We start from the raw sequence: 12,702 nt of genomic DNA, 5'->3' as shown, positions 1-12,702 counted from the left end.
AGCTCGTAGCTCGTAGCTCGTAGCTCGTAGCTCGCAAGAGGATTTCCATGGCCATACTGACCACCCAGATCAACCCCCGCACGGAAGCGTTCCAGGCCAACGAGGCGGCGCTGCGGGGCGAAGTCGATAAGCTCCACACACTGACCGCCAGCATCGCCCGGGGTGGCGGCGACAAGGCCCGCGCGCGGCATGAATCCCGCGGCAAGCTGTTCGTGCGCGATCGGATCGACCACCTGCTCGACGAGGGCTCGGCGTTTCTGGAGATCGGCGCGCTGGCGGCGCACGAGGTCTACGACTCCCCCGTGCCCGCCGCCGGCGTGGTGGCGGGGATCGGCCGGATCAGCGGCGTGGAGTGCGTGATCGTCGCTAACGACGCCACGGTCAAGGGCGGCACCTACTTCCCGCTGACGGTGAAGAAGCATCTTCGCGCCCAGGAGATCGCCCGCAAGCATCGCCTGCCGTGTGTCTACCTGGTCGACTCCGGCGGTGCCTACCTGCCCGAGCAGGACGAGGTTTTCCCCGACCATGACGACTTCGGGCGTATCTTCTACAACCAGGCCACGCTCTCCGCCGCCGGCATCCCGCAGATCGCGGTAGTGATGGGCTCCTGCACCGCCGGCGGCGCCTACGTGCCGGCGATGGCCGACGAATCGATCATCGTGCGCGGCCAGGGCACCATCTTTCTCGGCGGCCCGCCGCTGGTGAAGGCGGCTACCGGCGAGACCATCAGCGCCGAGGATCTGGGCGGCGCCGACGTTCACGCCAAGATCAGCGGCGTGGTCGATCACTACGCCGAGAACGACGCCCACGCGCTGCAGCTCGCCCGTCGCGCCGTATCGCGGCTCAACTGGCGAAAGCGCGGTCAGCTGGCGATGAAAAAATCCGCGCCGCCGCGGCTCGACCCGTCGGAGCTCTACGGCATCGTCGGCACCGACCTGCGCAAGCCGTACGACGTGCGCGAGGTGATCGGGCGGCTGGTGGACGATTCCGACTTCGACGAATTCAAGCGCTACTACGGCGACACTCTGGTCACCGGTTTTGCACACTGGTGCGGCCATCCGGTGGGGATCGTCGCCAATAACGGCGTGCTGTTCTCGGAGTCCGCCCAGAAAGGCGCGCACTTCATCGAGCTCTGCGCCCAGCGCCAGATCCCGCTGATCTTTCTGCAGAACATCACCGGCTTCATGGTCGGCTCCCAGTACGAGAAGGAAGGCATCGCCAAGCACGGCGCCAAACTCGTCACCGCGGTGGCCTGCGCCAAGGTGCCCAAGTTCACCGTGCTGATCGGCGGCAGCTTCGGCGCCGGCAACTACGGCATGTGCGGCCGCGCCTATGATCCGAACCTGCTGTTCATGTGGCCCAACGCGCGCATTTCGGTGATGGGCGGCGAGCAGGCCGCCAACGTGCTGGCCCAGGTGAAAAGAGAACAGCTCGAACGCGATGGCAGCGACTGGCCGGAAGACGAGGAAGCCGCGTTCAAGGCGCCGATTCGCGAACAGTACGAACGCCAGGGCCACCCCTATTACGCCAGCGCCCGGCTGTGGGACGACGGCGTGATCGACCCGCTGCAGACTCGCGACGTGATCGGTCTGGCGCTCTCCGCCGCGATGAATGCGGAGATCGAGGAGACGCGCTTCGGCGTGTTCCGCATGTAGGCACTTCGCGCCCAGCCACGAGCGACGGGCAGCGAGCCACGAGCAGCTCGAAGCAAACATGATCATGAGAGGCCGCCATGGCAGCCATATCCGATAGCTTCACTCGTTTGACCATCGATTCCCGCGGCGTCGCGCGGCTGACGCTGGACCGCCCCGCGGTGCACAACGCCTTCGACGATGCGTTGATCGGCGTGCTCAACGCTCATCTCGAACGCCTGCACGCGCTGGCCGAGCGCGACGAGGTGCGGCTGGTGGTGCTGGCATCCGACGGCAAGCACTTCTCCGCCGGGGCGGATCTCAACGGCATGAAGCGCATGGTCGACTTCAGCTTCGACGATAACCTCGAAGACGCCCGCGAACTGGCGCGCCTGATGCAGCAGCTGGACGCGCTGCCCTGCCCGACACTGTGCCGGGTGCAGGGCGCGGCCTACGGCGGCGCGGTAGGGCTCGCCGCCTGCTGCGACGTGGTGATCGCGTCCGACAAGGCGAAATTCTGCCTGTCGGAGGTGCGCATCGGCCTGTCGCCGGCGGTGATCAGCCCCTATGTTCAGCGCGCCATCGGCCCGCGTCAGATGCGCCGCTACGCGCTGACCGCCGAGGTTATCGACGCCACTACCGCGCAGGTGTGGGGGCTGGTGCATGAAGTCACCGACGGAGAAGCACTGGACGCCCGGATCGACCGGATGATCAATCGGCTGCTTGCCGCCTCACCCCAGGCCCAGCGCGCCACCAAGGCGCTGCTGGCCCGAGTCGCCCGCGACCCCGACAGCGACGCCACGGTGGAAGCCACCTGCCGCACGATCAGCGAACTGCGGGTCAGCCGCGAAGGTCAGGAAGGGCTCGCGGCGTTTTTCGACAAGCGCCCGCCCGCCTGGCAACGCACGGGGGATGCCAACGGGGATCAGGACGGCAACACGGATAACAAGGAATCGCGCTCATGAGCCTGACCCACGCGCCGCGCCCGCTACGTTCGGTGCTGATCGCCAATCGCGGAGAGATCGCCTGCCGCGTGATGCGCACCGCCCGCCGCCTGGGGCTTCGCACCATCGCCGTCTATTCCGATGCCGACCCCAACGCACTCCACGTGCGCGAGGCCGACGAGGCCGTGCGTCTCGGCCCGGCGCCCGCGCGGGAGAGCTATCTCGATATCGACAAGGTCATTGCCGCCGCCCAGCGCAGCGGCGCCGACGCCATCCATCCGGGTTACGGGTTTCTCTCCGAGAACGCTGACTTCGTCGCTGCCTGCGAGGCCGCCGACATCGTCTTCGTCGGCCCGCCGGCCAACGCCATCGCCGCCATGGGCGACAAGGCTTCGGCCAAGGCGCGCATGTTTAAGGCCGGCGTGCCGCTAGTGCCCGGCTACCACGACGAAGCGCAGGACGATGCCCTGCTCAGGGAAGAAGCCGGCAAGATCGGCTATCCGGTGCTGCTGAAAGCCAGCGCCGGCGGCGGCGGCAAGGGCATGCGCGTGGTGGAGTCCGACAGCGAGTTCCAGGCCGCCCTGGACGGCTGCCGCCGGGAGTCCCGCGCCGCCTTCGGCGACGAGCGCATGCTGATCGAGAAGTATCTGACCCAGCCGCGCCACGTCGAAGTGCAAGTCTTCTGCGATAGCTTGGGGGCCGGCGTCTACCTGTTCGAACGCGACTGCAGCGTGCAGCGCCGCCACCAGAAGGTGCTGGAAGAAGCCCCGGCGCCCAACCTGCCCCCCGCGCTGCGCCAGCAAATGGGCGAAGCTGCCGTCCGCGCCGCCCAGGAGATCGGCTATGTCGGCGCCGGCACGGTGGAATTCCTGCTGGATGCCGCCTCTGAACCTGTCTCAAAAACCGAGGCGAGAGAAGCGGCGCCTTTCTACTTCATGGAGATGAACACCCGCCTGCAGGTCGAGCACCCGGTCACCGAGATGATCACCGGCGAGGACCTGGTCGAGTGGCAGCTGCGCGTGGCCGCCGGGCTAGCGCTGCCCAAGGCCCAGGATGAGCTGACGCTGACCGGCCACGCCATCGAAGCGCGGCTCTACGCCGAGGATCCGGATAACGACTTCCTCCCCGCCACCGGCACGCTCGAACGTTTCGGTCCCGACCTGAGCGCTGGCGGCCTGGCGCCGGATCGCGTGCGTCTGGATAGCGGCGTCGAAGCCGGTGATGAAGTCTCGATGCACTATGACCCGATGCTGGCCAAGCTGATCGTCCACGGCGAGGATCGCGGCCAGGCCCTGGCAGAGATGGATCGCGCGCTGGCGACGCTGGATATCTCCGGCGTGACCACCAACCGCCGCTTTCTGCAGCGGCTGATCACGCATCCGGATTTCATCGCCGCCCGGCTCGACACCCGCTTTATCGAACACCACCACGACGACCTGTTCGCGAGTGAACCGGTCACCGACGCGGACATCGCCTGCGCCGCGCTGGTGGCGCTCGACCAGTTGGATCGAGCCAGCGATGAACGTTCACCGTGGGAGCGTCGTGACGGCTGGCGGCTCAACGCCCCGCAGCACGTTCGACTGGCATTTGCCGAGGCCGAGGGCGCGCCGCCGATCCCCGTGACCGCGACACGCACTGCATCGCAATCGACTTGGCAACTGAGCGTGAATCGGGATGAAAAAGAGTCGAATCACTACGAGGGGAAGTTGCAGCGGCTCGACAGTGACGCCGTGGCGATCACCTTGGATGGCCATCGCCGCCGACTGCTGGCGCGCACCGATCCTGCCCCCGAGGGCGAAACGATCATTCTCACCGCCGCCGGCTTCCAGTCCCGCCTGATCTGGCGGCGCTCGGACCGGGTCGATCATCTATCGCATGAGGTCGAGGCCAAACTGAGCGCGCCCATGCACGGCACCGTGGTGGCACTGCTGGTCGAACCCGGCCAGGCGGTGGAGAAAGGCACGCCGCTGGTGGTGGTGGAAGCGATGAAGATGGAACACACCCTGAGCGCCCCCGCCGCCGGCGCAGTGGAAGCGTTTCACTTCAAGGTGGGCGATGCGGTGGCGCAGGGGGATGAGTTGCTGGCGTTCTCCAGCGCAGAAACGAATGAGGGCTCGTAGATGGGTATGCCGAAGCGGGTGAGTATCGTCGAAGTCGGCCCGCGGGACGGGCTGCAGAACGAAGCCGAACCCATCGCCACGGCCGCCAAGCTGGAATTGATCGACCGGCTCGGCGCGGCGGGGCTCAAACGGATCGAAGCGGCGAGTTTCGTCTCGCCCAAGTGGGTGCCGCAGATGGCGGATCACCGCGAGGTGATGACCGGCATTCGCCGCCGGCCGGACGTGATCTACTCCGCGCTTACGCCCAATCTGAAAGGGCTGGAAGCCGCGCTGGAGTGCGGCGTCGAGGAAGTCGCCATCTTTGCGGCAGCGAGCGAAGCCTTCTCGCACAAGAACATCAACTGCTCCATCGCCGAATCGCTCGCGCGCTTCGCCCCGGTAATCGAACGCGCCCGTGAGTCGAACGTGCGCGTGCGCGGCTATGTCTCCTGCGTGCTCGGCTGCCCGTATGAGGGCGAGATCGCCCCCGCCAGGGTCGCCGAGGTCTCCCGGGCGCTCTACGAGATGGGCTGCTACGAGATCTCGCTGGGCGACACCATCGGTGTCGGCACCCCGCTCGAGGCCAAGCGCCTGATCGACACCGTGGCGCACGACATTCCTATGAATAAGCTCGCCGCCCACTTCCACGATACCTATGGCCAGGCGCTGGCCAACCTCTACGCCGTGCTCGAAAGGGGCATCAGCGTGATCGACAGTGCCGTCGCCGGACTCGGCGGCTGCCCCTACGCCAAAGGCGCCACCGGCAACGTCGCCACCGAAGACGTGGTCTACCTGCTCAACGGCCTCGGCATCGACAGCGGCGTGGATCTGGATAAGTTGGCGGAAACAGGGGTGTGGATAACCCAGACCATCAGCAAGCCGAATCGGTCGAAAGTGGGTGTGGCGCTGGCGGCGAAGTCATCATCAGGCCAATAATCACTTTCCCAAAACGCAAAAACCCCGAGCTGGACGGGGTGGTTTGTCATGCAGCGCTTAACGGCTTGATCTGATCGACCTCTTCTTTGACAGATTGAGCTGCTGTCCACAGATCGACGGCGCGCTGTGCATTCAGCCAAAACTCAGGTGAATTACCAAACAAACGAGCGAGCCGAAGTGCCATTTCAGGGCTGAGAGCACGCCGTTCACGCAACAATTCGTTAATTGACTGACGAGAGACGCCTAAAGACTTGGCCAGCCCCGCCACCGTCAGGCCATAGTCCGGCAAGAAATCTTCCCGCAGCATTTCACCAGGATGAGTCGGCTTGCGCTGCATGTCGGCATTATTGGGAATCGTCATAATCATTGCCTCCCTCAGTGGTAGTCACACACTTCGACTTCGTACGCATCGCCATCTTCAAAACGAAAACAGATACGCCACTGATCATTGATTGAAATCGCGTGCTGCCCTTGTCTGTTTCCGTGAAGTGCGTGAAGACGATTGCCGGGCGGCACTTTCAAATCCTCCAGTTGCTCAGCCAAATGCACATATTCAAGCTTTCTGGCAGCTCTCGAAGCGACATCCGAGGGAAATCTCTTTGCCTTGCCCTTGGCGTATAGTTCTTGGGTGAGTTTGTCAGCGAAGGATTTGATCATGCGCCAGCATCGTAACTCGTCACGTGACAGGCGTCAATTGGCGGAGAGCGACTGCAGAAACCCAGCCATCACCGATGACAAAGCCGCAGTGCAGAAGAAGGTTTGATGACACATCACTTCCTTCAATGCAGTTGATCAAAAACTTCCGAATGTTGCTCAGCAATGCGTAAAAGTGCCACTGCCGGACCCTCCGGTTCCCAACGCCAAAGGCGCCACCGCTAACGTGGCGACCGAAGACGTGATCTACCTGCTCAACGCCTCGGCATCGAAAGTGGTGTCGACTTGGACACGTAGGCGGAAACAGGGATGTGGATAACACAAACCATCGGCAAGCCAAGTCGGTCGAATGTGGTCGTGGCGCTGGCGGCAAAGTGATCACATGACCACGCCAGAGCTGTCATGATTCTACTCTAGGGCATTATCTTCGAGGAAAAACTTTACGGCTTGCCAATGTTTGGTCAAAACCGCCCGATTTTCGGGCCTTCGGTTCACAAATAAAGGGCTTGGGTGAGGGCTTATAAACACTTTCAGATGCGGCGCGGCTTGGTGGATATAGCTTTCAGCTTTCTGAGCTTTCCCACCGACTAACACGATCGCTTTCAATTTAGGAAGAAGGCCAAGCAGTTCTGCGAGAGACTCAATACCGGCCGATATATCGGACGAAGTTGCTGGGCGAATTTTGCTATCGGAGCCGATATACCAAGGGACAGTGTTCCAAGTAACTATCTGCTTTCTGTCTATGCCAGATTCGCGACTGATCTCAAAAAAATTCTTGGCCGTTTCGTCTGGATTGTTCATTGAAACGAAGCCTGAATTTCTTGCCTTAGCCCCAGGAGCCTCAAGCAAAAACATGACTTTTGCCTCGACGCCCCCATCCCAAGGGTCAATATAGGGAATTACGACTTCGGTTCCCATGCGTTCACGAAGGCGATGGACAAAGTCCGTCAGCGGAGCCATGTGAGCATCGTTAACCTGGGATAACCGATCTTCAAGTGCTCGACGATCACCAAGAAGCTTGGGGCGATCCATATATTGTCCTTTTTGAGTCTATCGACTTAAACACCGCAGACGACAGTAAATTCACCGAGCTGCTAGAAACGCTGTAGCCTCAATCGCGGTTTAATTTGCAAGTTTAAATGTTATATCGTTTATGATGTAAGCCGCTAACGCTCGATTAGCTTTTTGATAGCCTGTCTACCCACTGCCTTTGGAACGCCGTTTCGGGCGCTTGCTCACCTCTAGATCTCGTAATTAATTCGAAGGAGGTTTCTGGTTCTACGACCAGCCTTGCGGCCAAAAGGCTTAACATCATCGAAGAACGGCCAACGCCTCCCCGACAGTGGAATACTGTTTTTCTCTTCTTTTCCTGCAAAAGCGCCAAGGAACCGATGAACTGCACCACTTAACGATCACTGTCTGCCACTTCATCTCTGATCGGAAAGTTAAGGTATAAAATCCCCTTGTTCTGGCAAACATCTCCCTCCGCAAGAAGTTCAAGCTCTGTTTGCTCTCCACTCGTCAGCATGGAAACGACGACTTCATAACCTGCAACCTGGATTTCCTCAATACCTTATTCGAGAAAATCACCTCCTTTCGGGTGAGGCATGATGGCGAACTGATCGTCACAAAGCCCCTCGATTTTATATGTTGAATTTATCATTTATACTCACCAAAATATAACGCTGCCATCATGCGCTTGTCGCGTATACGACCTTGTTAAGAGTACTTACCTCGCGTTAGCTGGCGCACATATGGGTCGCTCTCTTGAGCGTATCCACCAAAATCAGGGCTATCTGAGAAAACCCAGTTCTCACCATCCCAGCCGAACTCATGACTTGTAGGCTTTTTCGTATTAAACACCAGAATTCCTGTTTCGATTTGTGAATCATCTTCATAGACATGCGTGACGACGCAGTCGTTGCCACCAATCCTGATCCACTCGCCGGGCCTTACAGATGGTTCATCCATAATTACCTCTTAACGCCCGCAGCATGCGCGCCCATGGAATAGAGCCGAAGGCGCAATGTAATGGGCGTCGCCGTGCCTGCACTGGTTATATTCAGGTACCCAATTGACGCTTAAGATAGTCTACTGTTTTGTCTAGCTCCGGGCTTTTTTCAGTAATCAAGTGTTGCACTACCATTTCAACCAAATCACTTCTAGATTTACCCCTGTTTCTAAGTTCATCGTCTATTCTTTTGTAGAGTTTTTTCCCATTTCGGTCTTTCGATGTATCAACTTCTACTTTGTATTTCTCTACTATTTCCGTAAGACTGACTTGATGAAACACAAAGTCATTTAGATACCTGAAAAGCTTGTGATCAATGCTATCATGAAGCTTGCTTTTTAGGTATTTCTCAAGACTTTCTATAGGGAGATAGTTAAGCGGTATATTATTATTGATCCCGTGGTCTGCCATATATTTTTGGGCCTCAATTTTAACATCTCCATCCAAAATTATTGATATAGTAGAAGTTCTACCGACTAAATTGCTGTTGACGACTTCTCTTGCAAGTTCGATGACATTTGTATAGCCACCGCAAGGAAGAACATGAACAAGCTTACTCGACAGCAAGCCGTTCTTCCTTAGCAGCCTATTGATCACTTCCTTGGCAAGATCATCTTCAACCAGGAAAATATAGTCATATCCAGAGTGATCATAAAGGATTCTCGTTGCATATGCCGGATAGCAGGGGTTAAGAATTTCTAAAGACCCGTCTGCATGGCGCTCCAAGAAAAATATATTGTCTGGCCGAATAGCCCCGATCAATTCGATGGAGTGCGTAGAAAAATAGATTGCATAGTTATATCTATTCGATATTTCCTTTAAGAACACAACCAACCTTTTTAACGAAGATGGATGAAGTGCCAGCTCGATTTCATCTAGAAATAAAATACATGGCTTACTTAGGCTTGCACGATCATTATTTCTTAAGTTAATAGAATTAAGAACGCTAATAAGTAAGTTTTCGCCCGTCGACATATGAAATTGACTGACCCTGCGCTCCTGCTTTTCATAGTAAAAAATATCTCCACTGAACTGAATATCAGGACCAGCGTCATGATTGTTTATTCTCAATAACCTCTCGTAATAGGAGGGATCATTATGAAGAATCTTGCCAAGATTCCCTTTTATAAAATCGTCGGCTGGATAAAGCTTGCTACCTTCAATCCTGTCGAGCTTGGAAAGCATATGGAAATTCGTATTTCTAAATCGAGTGCCAAATATTACGCTACCTTCGTAGAACCCCTTTATGGCCATATTTCCTGTGGAATTTTTGATCCAACGATTGTTGTCGCTTTTTGTCCACGATCTTGTGCCGCCATCAAGGCTAAATTTCACGTATGAATCTTGATCAGTAACCCCGAAATAGTCATTCATTCTCATATTAAAAAATACAGTTGAGGCGGCCATCACAAGAGTGCTTTTTCCTGACCCATTTTGACCGGTGATTGCATACAAGCCTTTTTCTACGGGAAGATCAATCTTTAAGTTTTCTATCGATTTTATTTTGTTGATTTCTACACCCAACTTCATCTTGATCTCTCCTTTGGATCAAATGCTATTGAAATATAACAGGTATTGGATGACGCGCTCGTTTTGCCACTTGAACGAGCACGCGCGTTCCATAATCTTATCTAGTCCGCCATTTCGCATCTAACATTGATTTTGAATAATGCTCAGAATAATTCGGCGCGCCATGCAGAATTCGCTTGCTCGCGCGTTTTGCGCGGTCTGATATGACTGTGCATAGATACAGTCATGTGATGCAGGTTCATTCGGTTGCCTTCTGGAGAAATCCGCCACGCTACCGCCCGCCGTACACGAAGATGATCCCCATCATCCCAGCGCGGCTGTCCCTACGAGCTTTTGACTATGTAAACCATTTCTTGAGCTTCTCTGTTAACAGTAACTAATCGTTACATTAGAAACAACGCCACGAAAGCATTAACCAAGCAGCCATGACTTCCGACATGGGGCCGCAGTTTTGTCGATAATCAATAAGAAAGGGATGTGCCCAGCCGCTTGGCGAGGCGAGGCGAGGCGAGGCGAGGCGAGGCGAGGCGAGGCGAGGCGAGGCGAGGCGAGGCGAGGCGAGGCACAATGGTAGGAACGCGTTTCGCCCACCTTCACCCCCCCTAACTCGCCTTGCACCGTTCTTCGACTTGGTCGAGCTCGCGCTGCCTGAAATGGATGTCTTCGAGCTGGCGTTCGAGGTTGGCGCGTTTGTCGGTACGGATCTAGATACGTTGACAGAGGCAGGGGTGCGGCGCTGGCGGCAAACCGTTCATTGCAGTAACTCGGCTGGTGGACCTACGAAGCTGCGCTTTGCTGCGAGGACGGCACCCGAGCGGTGGAGAAGTGGTCAGCCAACCGCAACGAGCCGTGAATTATTCGTAGTGGCTCCAAAGCCTGAGCACTTTGATCACTCGCTCTTCCTCAATCACTTGGTAGACCAGACGATGCTGAATGTTGATGCGGCGTGAATAAGCCCCAGCAAGATCACCAATGGGCTTCTCGAACGGGGGCGGCTTTCGGTAAGGGTCTTCGGCAATCAATGCCAGCAGCTCCTGGGCTTTGGGCTTGAGACCGCTGGAGACCAGCTTCTTCGCGTCTTTCTGCGCTTGCTTGGTATAAACCAGCTTCCATATCACCAGTCCAGTTCCTCATCGCATTCGTCCACGGCGGTATCCATCCCCTCGCGAATCGACTCGCGCATACCTGGTACGGAGAGCAGGTAAAGCGTTTCCTGGATGGCCGACCAGTCTTCTTCGGAGACCAACACCGCTTTGTTCCGCTTTCCCATGATGACGATGGGTTGGTGGGATTCAGCAGCCTCATCGATCAACCGATAGAGATTGCTGCGCGCCTCGGTGGCTGTGATTCCGGTCATGACGCACCTCCTGCATATTCTAGTGACTATGAATGTACGCCTTCAGGTACGTACGTCAAGGCGAACGTAATCACATCGGCTTGGCGCCAGTAGTGGCAGAAGCTGAACTGGCCCGACGGATTCATAGACAAGGGTCTTGATGATAGAGCAGGGCGAAAACCGGGACAGGTCGTCGCCGACGGGGTGTGGATAAGCTAGCCGATCGCCGAGTCGGAGGGGGATGACCATCCTGCTGGACCTATATCGCGTTCAGTGCAGAGTTTAAGCCACCTGCGAGCTGGGTGGAGTCATTCGTCATCCAACACTCGCGTCGCCGCCGCTTCGATAGCAGCGATATCAGCACCGGGCTTGAGCGCTACTTCCATGGCGTCGGCGGTTTGCGGATCGTTTTCACGCAGCCAGATCAACGCCTTCTTGGGACCTTGGAACCATAAGCCCCTCAAAAGGAAATAGTCCTCAAGCAGCGAGGTCAGAAGCCATGCCCTGCGATAGTCGCCCTCGGCATCGCCCCGGCTGATGCGCACGAGCATCTTCTCTATCCAGACACGCCGCGCGTCGCGTTCATCATCCGCTAGCGGTGCGGGGCCGGTGGCATACTGTTGGTCGAGTCGCGCCAGGAACGCATCGGCCGTGCCCGCGCTCTGAAGCAATATCTTGGAGCCCCTGAATCGAAGGTGTTCTTCTGCGGGATCGTCGAGCACGGATTCCGGGTATACGAAGGCATCGATGAAGACGCCATCCCGCACATAGGCTTCACGTATCGGGATGGATACGGGGGCGAATACCGCGATATCCACATCGCTATCCGGAGAGGCGGTGCCGTCGGCCAGGGAGCCGTAAAGCAGAACCGTATGTGCCGCATAGCGAGCCTGGAAGTCGGCGCAAAGCTCGGCCAACGAGGTCGATGTGTTCATGGGTCGTTCCCACTGTTGTTGTTTTCAAAGAAATGTTGTTGTTAACCCAGTCTGGCCCAAGCGCCCGTCTCGTTCAGTTACGCTGTTCCGCCACTCTCAACTCCCTCAACGCGCCCTTGCACCGCTCTTCGACCTGGTCGAGTTCACGCTGCATGATGCGGATGTCTTCGAGCTGGCGTTCGAGGTTGGCGCGTTTGTCGGCGAGGATCTCGAGCAGGCGCTCAAGTTGGCGGACGCTGCCATCGTGGCGGGTGTCGTAGAGATCCAGCACTTCGCGGATCTCGATCAGCGAGAAACCGAGGCGCTTGCCGCGCAGGGCGAGCTTGAGACGGACGCGGTCCTTCTCGTGGTAGACGCGGGTCTTGCCGCGCCGCTCGGGGGAGAGCAGACCTTCCTGCTCGTAAAAGCGGATGGTGCGGGTGGTCACGTCGAAGTGCTGCGCGAGTTCGCCAATGGCGTAGGTCTGGCCGGACACGGAATTATTCTCTTATCTGATTTTCCCCACCCTAGCGCTGTTTAACCTTTACGTGAAGATCAACTTTAAACGTTGTTTTCTACACTCATCGGTGCCCGGGGCAGGCGCTCGGCAATGAATGAACGAGAGAAATCGCGGCGAAGAATGGCAC

At 57.5% G+C, this 12,702-nt stretch carries 13 protein-coding genes; 4 read left to right on the top strand and 9 right to left on the bottom strand.

Going from position 1 to position 12,702, the window contains the following annotated elements; translation table 11 throughout:
* The first annotated feature begins 47 nt into the window (after positions 1–47).
* From ACUN9V_RS15665 to ACUN9V_RS15650, 4 genes are all read left to right on the top strand, one after another.
* Positions 48–1,655 (top strand): carboxyl transferase domain-containing protein, encoded by a 1,608-nt coding sequence (locus ACUN9V_RS15665; RefSeq protein WP_445512073.1) that lies wholly within the window; start codon positions 48–50, stop codon positions 1,653–1,655.
* Positions 1,656–1,732: 77 nt separating this feature from the next.
* Positions 1,733–2,596, top strand: coding sequence for an enoyl-CoA hydratase-related protein (locus ACUN9V_RS15660; protein ID WP_445512072.1), 864 nt, complete (start codon positions 1,733–1,735; stop codon positions 2,594–2,596).
* Complete coding sequence (locus ACUN9V_RS15655) at positions 2,593–4,695, top strand: acetyl/propionyl/methylcrotonyl-CoA carboxylase subunit alpha (RefSeq protein ID WP_445512071.1); 2,103 nt, start codon at positions 2,593–2,595, stop codon at positions 4,693–4,695. The genes ACUN9V_RS15660 and ACUN9V_RS15655 overlap by 4 nt, the downstream gene beginning before the upstream one ends.
* Entirely contained in the window at positions 4,696–5,610 is a 915-nt protein-coding gene (locus ACUN9V_RS15650; protein ID WP_445512070.1) for a hydroxymethylglutaryl-CoA lyase, read from the top strand. It abuts the gene before it with no gap.
* A gap of 46 nt (positions 5,611–5,656) precedes the next feature.
* Here the strand turns inward: ACUN9V_RS15650 and ACUN9V_RS15645 are convergent, their stop codons facing one another.
* From ACUN9V_RS15645 to ACUN9V_RS15605, 9 genes are all read right to left on the bottom strand, one after another.
* A complete protein-coding gene (locus ACUN9V_RS15645; protein ID WP_110693706.1) occupies positions 5,657–5,971 on the bottom strand; it encodes a HigA family addiction module antitoxin in 315 nt (104 codons plus the stop codon).
* A 14-nt stretch (positions 5,972–5,985) separates the two neighbouring features.
* The gene (locus ACUN9V_RS15640) at positions 5,986–6,267 is read right to left on the bottom strand and encodes a type II toxin-antitoxin system RelE/ParE family toxin (protein WP_439286346.1); all 282 of its coding nucleotides are present in this window, start codon (positions 6,265–6,267) and stop codon (positions 5,986–5,988) included.
* A 405-nt stretch (positions 6,268–6,672) separates the two neighbouring features.
* Positions 6,673–7,296 carry a uracil-DNA glycosylase gene (locus ACUN9V_RS15635; RefSeq protein WP_439286347.1) on the bottom strand — a complete coding sequence of 208 codons (624 nt, stop codon included), beginning with the start codon at positions 7,294–7,296 and terminating at the stop codon, positions 6,673–6,675.
* A 687-nt stretch (positions 7,297–7,983) separates the two neighbouring features.
* On the bottom strand, positions 7,984–8,235 hold the full coding sequence (locus ACUN9V_RS15630; protein WP_439286348.1) for a hypothetical protein: 252 nt from the start codon (positions 8,233–8,235) through the stop codon (positions 7,984–7,986).
* A gap of 91 nt (positions 8,236–8,326) precedes the next feature.
* Positions 8,327–9,805, bottom strand: coding sequence for an ATP-dependent nuclease (locus tag ACUN9V_RS15625; protein ID WP_439286349.1), 1,479 nt, complete (start codon positions 9,803–9,805; stop codon positions 8,327–8,329).
* A gap of 854 nt (positions 9,806–10,659) precedes the next feature.
* Positions 10,660–10,923: a Txe/YoeB family addiction module toxin gene (locus ACUN9V_RS15620; RefSeq protein WP_439286350.1), complete on the bottom strand. Its 264-nt coding sequence runs from the start codon at positions 10,921–10,923 to the stop codon at positions 10,660–10,662.
* Positions 10,920–11,162, bottom strand: a complete 243-nt coding sequence (locus ACUN9V_RS15615) for a type II toxin-antitoxin system Phd/YefM family antitoxin (protein WP_439286351.1) — start codon at positions 11,160–11,162, stop codon at positions 10,920–10,922. The genes ACUN9V_RS15620 and ACUN9V_RS15615 overlap by 4 nt, the downstream gene beginning before the upstream one ends.
* A 287-nt stretch (positions 11,163–11,449) precedes the next feature.
* Positions 11,450–12,076 (bottom strand): nucleotidyltransferase domain-containing protein, encoded by a 627-nt coding sequence (locus ACUN9V_RS15610; RefSeq protein ID WP_439286352.1) that lies wholly within the window; start codon positions 12,074–12,076, stop codon positions 11,450–11,452.
* Positions 12,077–12,149: 73 nt separating this feature from the next.
* Positions 12,150–12,551, bottom strand: a complete 402-nt coding sequence (locus ACUN9V_RS15605) for a MerR family transcriptional regulator (RefSeq protein WP_439286353.1) — start codon at positions 12,549–12,551, stop codon at positions 12,150–12,152.
* Between the last annotated feature and the right edge of the window lie 151 nt (positions 12,552–12,702).

The organism is Salinicola sp. V024 (genome assembly GCF_052645315.1).
The sequence above is the reverse complement of the archived record's forward strand: the minus strand, read 5'-3'. Positions and strand labels throughout refer to the sequence as shown.